At 69.4% G+C, this 14585-nt stretch carries 15 protein-coding genes; 10 read left to right on the top strand and 5 right to left on the bottom strand.

The genetic code is table 11. The annotated features are described in order from the left end of the window. Positions 1-4: 4 nt before the first annotated feature. The 3 genes from EHW97_RS05360 to EHW97_RS05350 are packed head-to-tail and all read left to right on the top strand — an operon-like array spanning position 5 to position 2603. Positions 5-598 (top strand): TetR/AcrR family transcriptional regulator, encoded by a 594-nt coding sequence (locus tag EHW97_RS05360; protein WP_124236137.1) that lies wholly within the window; start codon positions 5-7, stop codon positions 596-598. Further along, positions 595-2007 carry a flavin-containing monooxygenase gene (locus tag EHW97_RS05355; RefSeq protein ID WP_124236136.1) on the top strand — a complete coding sequence of 471 codons (1413 nt, stop codon included), beginning with the start codon at positions 595-597 and terminating at the stop codon, positions 2005-2007. Before EHW97_RS05360 ends, EHW97_RS05355 begins: the two co-directional genes overlap by 4 nt. Next, positions 1998-2603, top strand: a complete 606-nt coding sequence (locus EHW97_RS05350; protein ID WP_166367399.1) for an acetoacetate decarboxylase family protein — start codon at positions 1998-2000, stop codon at positions 2601-2603. Before EHW97_RS05355 ends, EHW97_RS05350 begins: the two co-directional genes overlap by 10 nt. A 1-nt stretch (position 2604) precedes the next feature. On the opposite strand, the gene EHW97_RS05345 is transcribed toward EHW97_RS05350, so the two are convergent. The 3 genes from EHW97_RS05345 to EHW97_RS05335 form a co-directional block, all read right to left on the bottom strand. After that, complete coding sequence (locus tag EHW97_RS05345; RefSeq protein ID WP_166367398.1) at positions 2605-3444, bottom strand: SDR family oxidoreductase; 840 nt, start codon at positions 3442-3444, stop codon at positions 2605-2607. A gap of 178 nt (positions 3445-3622) precedes the next feature. After that, the gene (locus EHW97_RS05340; protein ID WP_208001904.1) at positions 3623-4108 is read right to left on the bottom strand and encodes an SRPBCC domain-containing protein; all 486 of its coding nucleotides are present in this window, start codon (positions 4106-4108) and stop codon (positions 3623-3625) included. After that, positions 4105-4464 carry an ArsR/SmtB family transcription factor gene (locus EHW97_RS05335; protein WP_124236133.1) on the bottom strand — a complete coding sequence of 120 codons (360 nt, stop codon included), beginning with the start codon at positions 4462-4464 and terminating at the stop codon, positions 4105-4107. Before EHW97_RS05335 ends, EHW97_RS05340 begins: the two co-directional genes overlap by 4 nt. 125 nt (positions 4465-4589) lie before the next feature. On the opposite strand from EHW97_RS05335, the gene EHW97_RS05330 reads away from it, so the two are divergent. Continuing rightward, positions 4590-5282: a hypothetical protein gene (locus tag EHW97_RS05330; RefSeq protein ID WP_124236132.1), complete on the top strand. Its 693-nt coding sequence runs from the start codon at positions 4590-4592 to the stop codon at positions 5280-5282. Beyond that, positions 5269-5865 (top strand): TetR/AcrR family transcriptional regulator, encoded by a 597-nt coding sequence (locus EHW97_RS05325; RefSeq protein ID WP_124236131.1) that lies wholly within the window; start codon positions 5269-5271, stop codon positions 5863-5865. The genes EHW97_RS05330 and EHW97_RS05325 overlap by 14 nt, the downstream gene beginning before the upstream one ends. Before the next feature lie 17 nt (positions 5866-5882). On the opposite strand, the gene EHW97_RS05320 is transcribed toward EHW97_RS05325, so the two are convergent. Continuing rightward, a complete protein-coding gene (locus tag EHW97_RS05320) occupies positions 5883-7328 on the bottom strand; it encodes an MFS transporter (RefSeq protein ID WP_124236130.1) in 1446 nt (481 codons plus the stop codon). A 58-nt stretch (positions 7329-7386) separates the two neighbouring features. After that, positions 7387-7875, bottom strand: coding sequence for a MarR family winged helix-turn-helix transcriptional regulator (locus tag EHW97_RS05315; RefSeq protein ID WP_124236129.1), 489 nt, complete (start codon positions 7873-7875; stop codon positions 7387-7389). Positions 7876-7966: 91 nt separating this feature from the next. Here EHW97_RS05315 and icmF point away from each other — a divergent pair, with 91 nt between their 5' ends. The 5 genes from icmF to EHW97_RS05290 all read left to right on the top strand — a co-directional run bounded on the left by icmF (position 7967) and on the right by EHW97_RS05290 (position 14585). Beyond that, on the top strand, positions 7967-11158 hold the full coding sequence (icmF, locus tag EHW97_RS05310) for a fused isobutyryl-CoA mutase/GTPase IcmF (RefSeq protein ID WP_124236128.1): 3192 nt from the start codon (positions 7967-7969) through the stop codon (positions 11156-11158). Positions 11159-11282: 124 nt separating this feature from the next. After that, positions 11283-11870 carry a hypothetical protein gene (locus tag EHW97_RS05305; protein WP_124236127.1) on the top strand — a complete coding sequence of 196 codons (588 nt, stop codon included), beginning with the start codon at positions 11283-11285 and terminating at the stop codon, positions 11868-11870. Between the two features lie 185 nt (positions 11871-12055). Then, positions 12056-12850: an ABC transporter permease gene (locus tag EHW97_RS05300; RefSeq protein ID WP_124236126.1), complete on the top strand. Its 795-nt coding sequence runs from the start codon at positions 12056-12058 to the stop codon at positions 12848-12850. Further along, positions 12835-13575, top strand: a complete 741-nt coding sequence (locus tag EHW97_RS05295) for an ABC transporter ATP-binding protein (RefSeq protein WP_124236125.1) — start codon at positions 12835-12837, stop codon at positions 13573-13575. The genes EHW97_RS05300 and EHW97_RS05295 overlap by 16 nt, the downstream gene beginning before the upstream one ends. Beyond that, a complete protein-coding gene (locus tag EHW97_RS05290; RefSeq protein ID WP_124236124.1) occupies positions 13572-14585 on the top strand; it encodes an ABC transporter substrate-binding protein in 1014 nt (337 codons plus the stop codon). The genes EHW97_RS05295 and EHW97_RS05290 overlap by 4 nt, the downstream gene beginning before the upstream one ends.

Here is a 14585-nt window from a genome sequence, read left to right as displayed (position 1 = left end):
CCGCATGACCTCGCCGTCCACCTCGGCCCGCACCCGCCTGGCACCGGATTCGCGCCGACAGTCCCTCATCGACGCGGCTCGCGCGCTCTACGCGCAGCGCCCGTACGACGACGTCTCCACCGCCGAGCTGGCGCGCGCCGCAGGGGTCACCCGCGGCCTGATCAACCACTACTTCGGCACGAAGCGTGAGCTGTTCCTCGCGGTGATGCGCGAGTCGGTGATGATGCCGGCCGAAGCGCTGCCGGACCTCTCGGCGCTGCCGATGCCCGAACGGGTTCGGCACACGATCGACTGGATTCTCGACGCCGCGACGACCTACGGCCAGGCGTGGGTGGCCGCCTCGGGTGCCGCCAACCTGCACGGGGACTCCGACGTCCAGGCGATCGTGGACGAGGCCGACGACCGGGCGGCCCGGCTCGTCCTCGACGCACTCTGCCTGCCCGACGACCCGCACCGGCGGGCCCGGCTGCGCCCCGTCGCCGCCTACGTCAAGGCGCTGTGCCGCGAATGGCTCGTGCGTGGAACGCTCACCCGCGACGAGGTCAGCGCCGCGGTCTGCGCGACCGTCCTCGCGGTCGTGACGGAGGAGCCGCGATGACGTCGGTCGGGATCATCGGGACGGGCTTCGGCGGGATCGCCGTCGCGATCGAGTTGATGCGGCACGGCCACGAGGACGTCCGCCTGTGGGAACGCTCCGACGACATCGGCGGCGTCTGGCGCGAGAACACCTACCCCGGGGCCGCCTGCGACGTGCCGGCCGCCCTGTACTCCTACTCCTTCGCGCCCCACGACGGCTGGACGCGCCGCTACCCGAGTCAGGGCGAGATCCACGCGTACCTGCGTGACGTCGCGGAGCGCTTCGGGGTGACCGAGAGGTGCCGTTTCGGCCGTCACGTGACCACGGCCCGCTGGGACGACGGATGGACGGTCGAGTTCGCCGACGGCACCTCGGAGCGGGTCGACGTGCTCGTGAGCGCGGTCGGTCAGCTCTCCGAACCGCAGATACCCGAGCTTCCCGGGCTCGCCGACTTCGACGGACCGGTCTTCCACTCGGCCCGCTGGGCGCACGACGTCGATCTGTCCGGCCGCCGGGTGGCGGTCATCGGCTCCGGCGCGACCGCAGTGCAGGTCGTCCCCCGACTCGCCGGGGTCGCGCGCGACGTCGTCGTCGTGCAGCGCACCCCCAACTACATCCTGCCGAAGCCCGATGGACGCTTCCCGCGCTGGTATCGGCGCCACGCCCCACGCGAGCGCGACCCGATCGACTGGGTCACTCAACAGTTCTCCCGCGGTCTCGACCCGCGGTCGACGATGGCGCGCTTCCTCCACGCGCTCGCGCTCGGCCACCTGCGCGCGAAGGTGCGAGACCCCGAGCTGCGCCGGGCGCTCACCCCGCGCTATCCGATCGGCTGCAAGCGGATCCTCTTCTCCAACGACTACTACCCCGCGTTGACCCGCGACGACGTCCACCTCGTCACGGCGCCGCTCGTGGCCGTCGCCCCGACGGGAATCGAGACCGCCGACGGGGCGACTCGCGAGGTCGACGCGCTGTGCTTCACCACCGGCTTCGCGGCGCAGGACTTCCTCGGCACCCTCGACGTCCATGGGCCCGCTGGGCGTCTCCACGACCTCTGGAAGGACGGCGCCCGCGCTCATCTCGGCGTCCACGTGCCCGGCTTCCCCAACTTCTTCGTGAGCTACGGCCCCAACACCAATCTCGGCGGCGGGTCGATCATCGCGATGCTCGAAGCCCAGGCCCGGCACATCCGCCAGGTGCTCGATCACCTCGCCGCCCGAGGCGCCCGGACCGTCGAAGCGCGCGCCGACGCCGAGGCACGCTGGGACGACGAGGTGCAGGACGCGCTCGAACGCTCGGCATGGGCGTCCTGCTCGAGCTGGTACCGGCACCCGGTGTCTGGCCGGATCACCTCGAACTGGCCCGGCGGCACCCGCGGCTACGAACAGAAGGTCGCGGCCGTCCGCACGGAGGAGTTCCAATGGATGTGAGGACCTTCCCCACCGAACCCTGGGACCTCGCCGGTCATGCCGTGGTCGCGGCGGGACTCACGGATGCGACCGCCGTCCAGGCCCCGCCGGGGACGCGTCCGGTCACGGTCGGCGGCCGCGCGGTGGTCGCCCTCGCCTTCTTCGTCTACGAACCGCCGAGCCCGCTGACATACCGCGAGGTCATGGCCGCCACCCTCGTTCGTCGCGGACTGCGGCCCTTCGTCCACATCACCCACATCTGGGTCGACAGCGCTGCCTCGCGCGACGGCGGCCGCGCGCTCTGGGCGATCCCCAAAGAGCTCGCCGACTTCGAGATCGCCGCACCGCGTTACGCGGCGCGCGGCATCGCGACCACGACCGTGCGGCGCGCCGCTCGCCTCGCCGCCATGCTTCCGACGCGCTTCACCGTGGCGCAACGGCGCGACGCCCGGACGCTGACCACGCCGGTGCGTGGCCGCGTCCGGGCGTCGCCCGTGCGCTCACAGTGGACGATCGCGCCGGACGGTCCGCTCGGCCATCTCGCCGGGTTCCGCCCGCTGGTGTCCGTCGCGATCCGTTCGTTCCGGCTGCGGTTCGGTCCCGCTCACCGGCGCTGAGTCACAGGATCGGGTTGCCACCGGTCACGGCGACGCGCGCGCCCGAGACGTAACTCGCCTCGTCGGACGCGAGCATGACGTACACCGGAGCGAGCTCCGCCGGCTGCGCCGCCCGCTCCATCGGCACCTGCTGGCCGAAGCTCTCGACCTTCTCCTCGGGCATCGTGGCCGGGATGAGCGGGGTCCAGACGGGGCCGGGAGCCACGCTGTTCGCCCGGATGCCGCGCTCGGCGAGCAGCTGCGCGAGCGAGGCGGTCATGTTGGCGATCGCGGCCTTGGTCGCCGCGTACGGCAGCAACGTGGGCGACGGCATGTCGGAGTTGACCGACGACGAGCCGATGATCGACGACCCCTCGGGCATGTGCGGCAGCGCCGCCTTCACCAGGTGGAAGTAGGCGCTCAGGTTGATGGCGAGCGTCGTGTCCCACTCCTCGTCGGGGATCTCCTCGAGCGTCGGGTGGTTCATCTGGAACGCGGCGTTGCTCACGAGCACGTCGACCCGGCCGAACTCGTCGACGGTCTTCTGGATGATCTCGCGGCAGTGCGCCGGGTCGGCGAGGTCGCCGGAGATGACGACCGCTGTGCGGCCGGCGCCTTCGACGAGGCGGCGCGTCTCCTCGGCGTCCTCGTGCTCGTTGAGGTAGCTGATGACGACGTCCGCGCCCTCGCGCGCGTAGGCGATGGCGACGGCCTTGCCGATCCCGCTGTCGGCTCCCGTGATGACCGCGACCTTGCCCTCGAGTCGACCGGACCCCTGGTAGCTGTCCTCCCCGTGATCGGGCTTGGGCGTCATCTCCTGTTCGGTTCCCGGAGGCTGCTGCTGTTGCGGCGGCTGCGTCATGATCGTCCTTCCTCTGCTGGGGCGGATGGCTTCGCGATCGACGCTACGCAGGCGGGCGCCTCCCCGCACGGCGACGGCCTCCGGCCCGAGATGTGGTCACTTCCGGGTCACCGAGTCCGGTCCGGGTGACACAAAACCGACCACATCTCGCGGCGGAGCCGTCCCCGGGTGGGGGGCGTCAGAGAGCGCCATCGGCCACCAGTTGGTCGAGCTTGGCGTATCCCTCGTTGACGCCGACCTCCATGCCGCTGCGCAACCAGGCGTCCCGCCCTTCGATGCTGTCGACGAGGGACTGCGCGTGCAGCCGGGTGCGGCCGTCGCCGAGATCCTCGAAGCGCAGGGTCTCGAGCGACACGTGCTCGGGCATGCCCTCGAACGTGAAGGTCTGCACGATGCGGTCCGCGCCGACGTCGTGGAAGCTCCCGAAGAAGCGGAACTCCTGGCCTTCATGCAGGTTGATGAAGCTCCAGGCACCGCCGCGACGGGCGTCCCACTCGAGGATGCGCGTCTCGATGACGTCAGGCCCGACCCACCGGGCGTACAACTCCGGGTCGGTGTGGGCGCGCATGAGCTGGTCGACGGTGGCATCGAAGTCGCGGGTGATGGTGATGAGGGGAAGAGTCGGGTGGGCCTCGATGGTGGCCTCTCGCTGCTGGGTAGTCATGATGCGTTTCCTTCGTCACGGTGGGGCGTGTCCTCGCTCGCCAGCTCGGCGAGCACTCGGTCGAGGCGGCGGTACCGCTCCTCGGCTTTGCGGCGATAGCGCTCGATCCACTTCTCCATGAGGTCGAACACCTCGGCCTCGAGATGCACCGGTCGCCGCTGGGCTTGGCGCGAGCGCGTCACCAGACCGGCGTCCTCAAGCACTTTGAGGTGCTTCGAGACCGCCTGGACGCTCACGTCGTACGGCTCGGCGAGCTCCCCGACCGTGGCATCGCCGTCGGCGAGACGGGCCACGATGTCACGGCGGGTCGGGTCCGCCAGAGCGGCGAACACCTTCGATAACGAGTCCTCGGGCATCTCTCAGCTTTCTCAACTTCTCGGTTGAGAACTAGTCAACCTTCCGAGCTCGGCCGTTGTCAACCATCTGGTTGAATTCGCGGGTGACCTTTTCCTGGATTGAGCGTTCCAGTAATGTCGGCGCCATGACCTTGACGTGGACGCTGCGCGACCGCCGGCGCGAACTCTCCGTTCACGATGATGGAAACGGCTGCGTGCGCCTCGAGGTCGACGGCGAACTCCTGGAGGAACGGACCGGCGAGCTGCTGGACGACCTCACTCTCGAACTCGGCCCCGTCGATGACGTCGAGCAGACCGTGCGCGTCCATCTCGGCGTGCGCAAGCAGGTGCGCCGTGTCGAGATGCGCGAGAAACCCGCCGACGAGGACGAGGCGCGCCCGCTCGTCGTGCCGTTCGTCCCACCGCCCGGGACCAAGGCCCGGCGCCGCTACGACCTGCAGGAGGCACATCCTCGGCTCTACGCTGCGCGCCATGTCGCCGGCTCGATCGGCGGAATCCTGATCGGCATCCTCGGCGTGGGGGCACTGGTCAGCGCGTTCCTCAGCCAGTTCGTGCCGCGGATCGACTGGTCGTGGCTTCCCGATCTTCCCGACATCTCGCCACCATCATCGTTGCGCTACATCGACCCCCTCTACTGGCTCAGCCGCGTGCTGCCGGACTGGGACTGGTTCGGTTGGTTGCCTGATCTCGACCTGTCGTGGCTGCAGTACGTGGTGCCGGTGCTCGTCGCCATCGCGATCGCCGTCGGTGAGCTCGACCGGCGCAAGAAGCGGCTCGAACGCGAGCAACGCGCCGAGGAGGGCGATGCGGACCGTTGACCCGGCACGCCACGCCGCCCGCCGCGCACAGATCCTCGCCGGCGCGGCCGAGGCCTTCGCGCAGAAGGGCTACGACCGCACCACCGTCAAAGACATCTGCAGGAGCTCGGGCGTCGGTTCGGGAACGCTCTTTCATTACTTCACCGACAAGCGGGCGATCTTTCACGCCGTGCTCGAGGCAGATCGCGACGTCACCCTCGCCGACCTCGCCGACCTCGACATGCGTGATCCGCTGAGCGCGTTCTGGCACGTCGTGGAGCGCATCACCCAGGACCTTCGCGACCCCACCGCGGGTGCGCTGACACTGGCGATCCTCGGACAACTCACGGTGGACCCGGCCATCGGCGAGATCCTCGGCGCCACCGACGCGTACGCGCAAGCGCTCCTGGCGGACCTCATCACGCGCCTGCAAGCCGACGGCCAGGCCGATCCCGACTGGGACGCGGCGCACGCTGCACAGTGGGTGCACAGCGTCATCGACGGGCTTTACCTGCGCTGCATGGACGACGGCTTTGACGCCGACCACGAGCTCGCCCGGCTTCGCCTGGTGATCACCCGCATGCTCGACCTCCGCACGCGCTGAGTGTGGGTGCCGGCGCCCTACTCCGCGGTGAGGGGCTTGGCGATGTTCTCCAGGCTTTGACCCTCGGCCTTGACTCCGAGGAAGATCGCCACGACACCCGCAGCAGTCATCAGCGCGGCGCCGATGAAGTAGCCCGGGGCGATCCCCGTCACGTCGCCCGCCTCGCTGGCCGCCTCGATCAACCGGCCGAACAGCAACGGCCCGGCGATACCGCCGATGGCGGTGCCGACCGAGTAGAAGAAGGCGATGCACAGCGCTCGCGTCTCCAGCGGGAAGACCTCACTCGCCGTGAGATACGCCGAGCTCGCGCCCGCCGAGGCGATGAAGAACGTGGCGACGCCGAAGGCCGTGAGGGTGAAGGCGTTGAGATCGGCCAGCAGCAGCCCCGCCACCGCCAGCAGCACGCCGGAGCCGATGTAGGTGCCGGAGATCATCGGGATGCGGCCGACCTTGTCGAACAGCGGCCCCAGAACGAGTGCTCCGACGAAGTTGCTCAATGCGAACACCGCGATGTACCAGCCGGTCTGCTCGACCCCGAAGAACGTGGTGAGGGTGTCGGCGTAGGTGAAGAAGAACGCGTTGTAGAGGAACGCCTGTCCCGCGAACAGCGACAGGCACAGAATGGTCCGGCGCGGGTACAGCTTGACGACGGTGTGCGCGATGGTCGTGAAGGGGATCGTCCGACGCTGCCGGATGACGATCGCCTCGTCGTCGGAGACCGGCTCGAGCCGGAGCTTGTCCTCGTGCTCGACCGTGTGCTCGATGTCGCCGACGATGCGTTCGGCCTGATCCTCCTTGCCGTGGATGAACAGCCAGCGCGGGCTCTCCGGAACCTTGCGGCGCACCCACAGGACGGCGAAGCCGAGCATCGCGCCGAGCCCGAAGGCCAGCCGCCAGCCGAGGCCCTGATCGATGACGTTCGGGTCGGTCAGCGGGACCGTCAGCAGCGCGCCGCCCGCCGCACCGAGCCAGTACGAGCCGTTGATGGTGATGTCGATGCGGCCCCGGTACTTGGCCGGGATGAGCTCGTCGATGGCCGAGTTGATCGCGGCGTACTCGCCGCCGATGCCGGTACCGGTGAGGAACCGGCACGCGAAGTACCAGGCGGGATTCATCGAGAACGCGGTCAGCACGGTGCCGACGATGTACACGATCAGCGTGATGATGAAGAGCTTCTTACGTCCGAACCGGTCGGTCAGCTGCCCGAAGAACAACGCTCCGAGACAGGACCCGGTGACGTAGATGGCGCCGGCGAGGCCGATGTCGGCGCTGCTGAGGCCGAGACCAGCGTCAGGATCCTTCAAAGCGTTGGTGAGATTACCGACGATGGTCACCTCGAGGCCGTCGAGCACCCAGACGGTGCCGAGGCCGATGACGATCAGCCAGTGCCAGCGTGCCCACGGGAGGCGATCCATGCGAGCGGGGACTTTGGTCTCCACCCGACCGAGTTCGACTTTCGACATGACCCGGTTCTATGCCCGTTCGGCATCTGTCGCACGTCGAACGGCGACCCGAGACTCCTCAGGACCAGTCGGCGGAGCGCAGGACGCGCAGCAGTTCGTACGCCTCGCGCTGCTGGTCGGCAGTGAGCGCGTCGACGCCGAAACCCAGGTCGACCAGCGTATCCGTGGCGACCTCGAGCACCTTCTCGCCCTCGGGGGTGAGCGAGGCCAGGACGCGGCGCCGGTCGGCCTCGTCGACCTCGCGGGAGACGAGGCCTTGCGCGACGAGCCGGTCGATGGCGTTGGTGACCGACGTGGGATGCACCATGAGCCGCTCGCCGATGCGGCTGAGCGGCAGCGATCCGGTCCGGCTGAACGAGAGCAACCGCAGGACCTCGTACCGCGCGAAGGTGATGCCGAGCGGGCGGAGCGCCGCCTCGAGTCGGGTCAGGACGAGCTGTTGCGCCCGCATGAGCGAGGTGACGAGACGCATCGCGGTCGCGTCACCGATGCGCTTCTCCCAGAGCTCACCAGCGCGCTCGATCGGGTCGAACTCCAGCGGTGCCATGGGCGGAAGCCTAGCCGTGCCGACACCTCCACTTCCATTTACTAGGTCATCCGACTATTTTAAGACCTAGCAATCCGGCGAGAGGTATCTGATGCACGTCCCGACCCACCCCGTTCGCTTCGTCACCGCGTCCGCGCTCTTCGACGGCCACGACGCGAGCATCAACATCATGCGGCGCATCCTGCAGAGTCAGGGCGCCGAAGTGATCCACCTCGGCCACAACCGGTCGATCGCCGAGGTCGTGGACGCCGCCGTCGAGGAGGACGTGCAGGGCGTGGCAGTGAGCTCCTACCAGGGCGGGCATGTCGAGTACTTCGAGTACCTCGTGGAGTCGCTCGCGGCGCGCGGCGCGGGTCACGTCAAGGTCTACGGCGGTGGCGGCGGCGTCATCGTCCCCGAGGAGATCCGCCGCCTGCGCGAGGCCGGCGTGCGCATCTTCTCCCCTGAGGACGGCCAGCGCCTCGGCCTCGTCGGCATGATCAACGAGCTCATCGCCGAGACGGACGTCGACCTGTGGGACACCTCCCGGCCGGAACCGGCCGCGGTGCTCTCCGGCGACCGCGCGGCCGTGGCACGTGCGCTCACCGGCGCCGAGCTGGGGCGCCTCGACGGTGTCCTCGCCGAGCGCATCCGGGAGGCGGCCGCTGCCTCGACCGCGCCCGTGCTCGGCATCACCGGTACCGGCGGATCGGGCAAGAGTTCGCTCACCGACGAGCTGGTGCGCCGGTTTCGCGTCGACCAGCAGGACAAGCTTCGGGTGGCGGTGATCGCCGTGGACCCGACCCGACGCAAGGGCGGCGGCGCACTGCTCGGTGACCGCATCCGGATGAACGCGCTCGACGGCGATCGGGTGTTCTTCAGGTCGCTCGCCACCCGCGGGGCGCACGAGGTGCCCGACGGACTGGCCGACGCCATCGCGGTCCTCAAAGCGGCGAACCACGATCTCGTCATCGTGGAGACCCCCGGCATCGGACAGGGCGACGCCGGCATCCTGCCCTTCGTCGACCACTCGCTGTACGTCATGACGCCCGAATTCGGCGCCGCGTCGCAGCTCGAGAAGATCGACATGCTCGACTTCGCCGACGTCGTGGCGATCAACAAGTTCGAGCGCCGCGGTGCGAAGGACGCGCTGCGCGACGTGGGACGCCAGCTGGTGCGCAACCGCGAGGCGTTCGGGGCGAAGCCGGACGACATGCCGGTGTTCGGCACGTCTGCGGCCACGTTCAACGACGACGGCGTCACCGCCCTCTACCAGCACTTGCGTGGACTCCTCGGCATCGAGCCGGGCGTCCTGCCATCGGTCGCTGTGTGCCACTCCACCGACGAGAACCACGTGATGCCGCCCGATCGGGTGCGATACCTGGCCGAGATCGCCGAGACCGTCCGCGCCTACCACGCGGAGACCGAACGACTGGCGCAGCAGGCGAGCCGCGCTCAGCGCTTCGCTCAGGTCGCGCAGGAACTGCCCGAGGACAGCACGGTCGCGGAAGCGGCCGCGCGGGCGGAGTCCGAACTGCCGCCGGCCGTGCGCGACCAGCTGACCGCGTGGCCGCAGATCGTCGAGGACTACTCCGGCGACGAGCAGGTCGTCGTCGTCCGGGACAAGAAGATCCACACCCGGCTGACCCGCGAATCGCTCTCGGGCACCAAGATCCCGCGCGTCGCGCTTCCCCGCTACACCGACCACGGCGAACTCGTGCGGTTCTGGCGGCGCGAGAACCTGCCGGGGTTCTTCCCCTTCACCGCCGGCGTCTTCAAGTTCAAGCGCGACAACGAGGACCCGGCCCGCATGTTCGCCGGCGAGGGCGACCCGTTCCGCACCAACCGCCGCTTCAAGCTGCTCAGCGAGGGTCAGCCGGCGACCCGGCTCTCTACCGCCTTCGACTCCGTAACGCTGTACGGACGCGATCCCGACCTGCGTCCGGACATCTACGGCAAGGTCGGCACCTCGGGGGTCTCCGTCGCGACGCTGGACGACATGTTGGTTCTGTACGACGGCTTCGACCTCGTGGCCCCGACGACGAGCGTGTCGATGACGATCAACGGGCCGGCACCCACCGTGCTGGCGTTCTTCCTCAACACGGCGATCGATCAGCAGATGGAGGCCTTCCGCGAGCGGGAGGGTCGAGAGCCCGACGAGCAGGAGCGCGCCGAGCTGCGAGCGCACGCGCTGCAGACCGTCCGCGGCACGGTGCAGGCCGACATCCTCAAGGAGGACCAGGGCCAGAACACGTGCCTGTTCTCCACGGAGTTCTCGCTCAAGATGATGGGCGACATCCAGGAGTGGTTCATCGAGAACGGCGTCCGCAACTTCTACTCCGTCTCGATCTCCGGCTACCACATCGCGGAGGCCGGCGCCAACCCCATCAGCCAGCTCGCGTTCACGCTCGCGAACGGCTTCACCTACGTCGAGTCCTACCTCGCCCGCGGGATGGACGTCGACGACTTCGCCCCCAACCTGTCCTTCTTCTTCAGCAACGGCATGGATCCGGAGTACTCGGTGCTCGGGCGCGTCGCCCGACGCATCTGGGCCATCACGATGAAGGAGAAGTACGGGGCCAACGAGCGCAGCCAGAAGCTCAAGTACCACGTTCAGACGTCCGGCCGGTCGCTGCACGCGCAGGAGATGCACTTCAACGACATCCGGACGACGCTCCAGGCGCTCATCGCGATCTATGACAACGCCAACAGCCTGCACACGAACGCCTACGACGAGGCGGTCACGACGCCGACGGAGGAGTCGGCGCGGCGAGCGCTCGCGATCCAGCTCATCATCAATCGCGAGTGGGGCCTGGCGATGAACGAGAACCCGCTGCAGGGCTCGTACATCATCGACGAGCTCACCGACCTCGTCGAGGAGGCGGTGCTGCGCGAGTTCGACGCGATCAGCGAACGCGGCGGCGTGCTGGGGGCGATGGAGACGGGCTACCAGCGTGGCCGCATCCAGGACGAGTCGATGCTGTACGAGCATCGCAAGCACGACGGGTCGCTGCCGATCATCGGCGTCAACACCTTCCGCCCGCCGCACGAGGACGTCGAACCGCCCGCGGTGGAACTGGCTCGTGCGACCGAGGAGGAGAAGCGCTCGCAGCTCGAGCGGCTCGCCGCGTTCCAGAGCGCACACCGTACCGAGGCGGAGGCGGCGCTCGCCCGGCTCAAGGAGGCCGCGATGTCCGGCGAGAACGTCTTCGCGGTGCTCATGGACGCCGCCCGCGTCTGCTCGCTCCAGCAGGTCACCGAGGCGTTCTTCGAGGTGGGCGGGCAGTACCGGCGCAACGTCTGATCCACCTCCTCGCGCTGGTCAGCGCACGTCGTCACCCGGCACGGACCGCTCAGGTGCGGTACCAAGGACGTAGGGGTGGACGACGCGTCACCGGGCGCGCTCGACTGGCCGAGAGGAGAACGACATGAACGACGTGCAGTGGTGGGTATGGGTTCTGATCGCCGTGGTGGTGATCCTGCTGCTGATCGGACTCGTGGCGGCAATGCGCGGTTCTCGCCGCGCCAAGGAGCAGCGCAGGCTCGAGGAGGAACGGCGCAAGCGCGAGAAGGCGGCCGAACTCCGGCAGTCCGCCCAGGAGGAACGTATCCACGTGCAGCGCACGGAGGCCGAGGCGACGAGCGCGCGCGCCGACGCCGACCAGGCACGGCTCGAGGCGGAGCGGCTCGAGGCCAAAGCCGAGGGTCTGCGCCACGACGCCGCCGAGCGGCACGAGTCGGCGACCGACAAGCTGCGCAAGGCCGAGCACATCGACCCCGACGCGGGAACTGATCACGCGACGCGACGCGAAGGGCAGCCCGACGCGCACCCGCGTGACGCGGCCGATCAGACCGGCAGCGCGGGTGCCGCAGGCACGGCGGGTACGACCGATACGCCCGGTGCTGGCGACCCGCGCCCGACCGGCGACGCGCGCTATGTGCGCGAAGAGGAGATCGTCGACGACGGCGCCGACCCGCGGCACGCGCGCCGCGATCCCGGCACCGAGCCCCGCTGACGTCTCTCTCACACGACCGCATGAACTGGCCGTGATCACCGGGAAAGCCCGGTGATCACGGCCATTTCTGCGTCGTTCGCCCAGTGGCGGCTCGCGCCGCTAGCACGAAACCGGGCGACTGGGGCCGCCGGGCCACTGGGTGAGCAGCCCGCTGTCAGGGGTGGTCAGTTGCCAACCTGACGCACATGGCAACCACCGCTCCTCTCACCACCTCGCTCCCCCGGAGCGAGCGCCGACAACGCGGCTGGCACCGAGCCATCAGCCCGCTCGTGCTGCTGCTCGCGTGGCAGCTCGCCTCGACGACCGGCCTCCTTCCGGTGGAGACCCTGGCCCCTCCCACGGCCGTGTTCGACGCGCTCTGGACGATGGTCGCGGACGGCCGCCTCGCCGACGCCGTCGGCATCTCCGTTCAGCGCGTCCTCGCGGGCTTCGCGCTCGGTGCTTCCGTCGGCATCCTGCTCGCCGTCCTCGCCGGCCTGTCCCGGGCGGGCGAGAACGCGATCGACCCGCCCATGCAGATGCTGCGGACCCTCCCGCACTTCGGTTTGCTCCCGCTGTTCGTGCTGTGGTTCGGCATCGACGAGACGCCGAAGATCGCACTGATCGCGCTCGGCGTCGCCTTCCCGCTCTACGTGAACACCGTCGGCGGTATCCGCGGCGTCGATCCCAAGTTCCTCGACACCGCCCGCGTGCTCGGACTCTCCGCCGCCGAACGACTGCGCCAGGTGATCCTCCCGTCGGCGCTTCCGTCGATTCTCATCGGGTTGCGCCTCAGCCTCGGCGTCGCCTGGCTCTCGCTCATCGTCGCCGAACAGATCAACACCACCAGCGGCATCGGCTACCTGGTCTCCGACGCCGCCAGCTTCGGCCGCACCGACGAGATGGTCGGCGGGCTGCTCATCTACGGCCTGCTCGGCCTCGCGACCGACGCTCTCGTCCGCTCCATCGAAAGGAAGGCTCTGCAATGGCGACTCGGCTGATCCCGCCACCCACCGCGACGGTCCGCGGCGTGCGCCGCAGCTTCGGCGGCACGCCGGTGCTCGACGACCTCCACCTCGACCTCGTGCCGGGCGAACTCGTCGCCCTGCTCGGCCGCAGCGGCTCGGGAAAATCGACCCTCTTACGTCTCCTCGCCGGTCTCGATCGGCCCGACGCAGGGCAGGTGACCGTGCCCGGTACCGTCTCCGTGGCCTTCCAGGAACCCCGCCTGTTTCCCTGGCGGCGGGTCGGCCGCAACGTCGAACTCGCACTCCGCGAGGGGACGCGCACCGAGCGCCGCGACCGGGCACGCTCAGCTCTCGCGGAGGTCGGCCTGACCGAGAAGGCGTCCGTCTGGCCGGTCACCCTGTCGGGCGGGCAGGCGCAACGAGCGTCCCTGGCCCGCGCCCTCGTCCGCGAACCGGAGCTGCTCCTGCTCGACGAGCCGTTCAGCGCGCTGGACGCCCTCACCCGTATCGAGATGCACGCGCTGGTCCTCGACGTGTGGGCCCGCCACCGTCCGGCGGTCCTCCTCGTCACGCACGACGTCGACGAGGCCCTCACCCTCGCCGACCGGGTCATCGTCCTCGACCAGGGCCGGATCGCCCTCGACATCGCCGTCCGCTCCGCGCGCCCGCGCGATCTCCACTCCCCCGATCTCGTCGAGCATCGCGAGCGCCTGCTCGCCCAGCTCGGCGTCGAACTCCCAGGAAGGGTCACCGCATGAGGCACCGCAACCACCGCACCACCGCCCTGCTGTCCGCCACGGCCGTGCTCGCGCTCCTGACAGGCTGCGGCACCTCCAACGCCGACGCGATCGGCGAGGACGGCAGCATCGACCTCTCCGCCGTCACCCTCGTGGTCGGCGACCAGAAGGGTGGGTCGCAGGCGCTGCTCACCGCTTCGGGTCAACTCGACGAGGTCGAGTACGCGATCGAGTTCAAGCCGTTCACGTCCGGGCCGCCGCTGCTCGATGCCGTGCACACGGCCGCGGTCGATCTCGGTGGCGTCGGGAACACCCCACCGCTGTTCGCGATCGATCAGGACAAGGACCTCAAGGTCGTCCAGGCGTCGCGCCAGGGAGCCCACAGCGACGCCATCGTCGTGAAGGAGGACTCCCCGGTCTCCTCGGTCGCCGACCTCGCGGGCAAGAAGGTCGCCGTCGCCAAGGGCAGTTCGGCGAACTACCACCTGCTCGCACAGCTGGAGAAGGCCGGACTCGGCTGGGACGACATCGAGCCCGTCTTTCTACAGCCCACCGAGGCGCTGGCGGCCTTCACCGGAGGCCACGTCGATGCGTGGGCGATCTGGGACCCGTTCACGGCGCAGGCCGAGTTGACGGCCCAGGCGCGGATTCTGACCAGCGGCGAGGGCGTCGTGAACGGGATCGGCTTCCAGGTGGCCTCCGACGCCGCCCTCGAGGACCCCGCGACGTCCGCGGCCATCGAGGACTACCTCACGCGCATCGCACGGGCGCAACAGTGGGCCAACGACCACCCCGACGAGTGGGCGGACGCCTGGGCGGCCGAGACCGGCCTGCCGTCGGAGGTCACCCGGCGCGCGATCGAACGACGCGATTACCAGCCCATCGCCGTCAGCGACGCCGTCCCGTCCGAGCAGGAGATGTGGGACGCCTTCACCGAGCAGGGCCAACTCACGCGCCAGGACGTCGACCTAGGCAGCTACTTCATCGACCGGTTCGACGACGCCGTCCTCGCCACCACGAAGGAGAACTGA

Source organism: Aeromicrobium camelliae, from assembly GCF_003850045.1.
Lineage (GTDB): Bacteria > Actinomycetota > Actinomycetes > Propionibacteriales > Nocardioidaceae > Aeromicrobium > Aeromicrobium camelliae.
This window is presented reverse-complemented; position numbering and strand designations above follow the sequence as displayed.

Coding starts and splice junctions, on each gene's coding strand:
- EHW97_RS05360 (WP_124236137.1), top strand. CDS start 5: ATGACCTCGCCGTCCACCTCGGCCCGCACCCGCCTGGCACCGGATTCG.
- EHW97_RS05355 (WP_124236136.1), top strand. CDS start 595: ATGACGTCGGTCGGGATCATCGGGACGGGCTTCGGCGGGATCGCCGTC.
- EHW97_RS05350 (WP_166367399.1), top strand. CDS start 1,998: ATGGATGTGAGGACCTTCCCCACCGAACCCTGGGACCTCGCCGGTCAT.
- EHW97_RS05345 (WP_166367398.1), bottom strand. CDS start 3,444: ATGACGCAGCCGCCGCAACAGCAGCAGCCTCCGGGAACCGAACAGGAG.
- EHW97_RS05340 (WP_208001904.1), bottom strand. CDS start 4,108: ATGACTACCCAGCAGCGAGAGGCCACCATCGAGGCCCACCCGACTCTT.
- EHW97_RS05335 (WP_124236133.1), bottom strand. CDS start 4,464: ATGCCCGAGGACTCGTTATCGAAGGTGTTCGCCGCTCTGGCGGACCCG.
- EHW97_RS05330 (WP_124236132.1), top strand. CDS start 4,590: ATGACCTTGACGTGGACGCTGCGCGACCGCCGGCGCGAACTCTCCGTT.
- EHW97_RS05325 (WP_124236131.1), top strand. CDS start 5,269: ATGCGGACCGTTGACCCGGCACGCCACGCCGCCCGCCGCGCACAGATC.
- EHW97_RS05320 (WP_124236130.1), bottom strand. CDS start 7,328: ATGTCGAAAGTCGAACTCGGTCGGGTGGAGACCAAAGTCCCCGCTCGC.
- EHW97_RS05315 (WP_124236129.1), bottom strand. CDS start 7,875: ATGGCACCGCTGGAGTTCGACCCGATCGAGCGCGCTGGTGAGCTCTGG.
- icmF (WP_124236128.1), top strand. CDS start 7,967: ATGCACGTCCCGACCCACCCCGTTCGCTTCGTCACCGCGTCCGCGCTC.
- EHW97_RS05305 (WP_124236127.1), top strand. CDS start 11,283: ATGAACGACGTGCAGTGGTGGGTATGGGTTCTGATCGCCGTGGTGGTG.
- EHW97_RS05300 (WP_124236126.1), top strand. CDS start 12,056: ATGGCAACCACCGCTCCTCTCACCACCTCGCTCCCCCGGAGCGAGCGC.
- EHW97_RS05295 (WP_124236125.1), top strand. CDS start 12,835: ATGGCGACTCGGCTGATCCCGCCACCCACCGCGACGGTCCGCGGCGTG.
- EHW97_RS05290 (WP_124236124.1), top strand. CDS start 13,572: ATGAGGCACCGCAACCACCGCACCACCGCCCTGCTGTCCGCCACGGCC.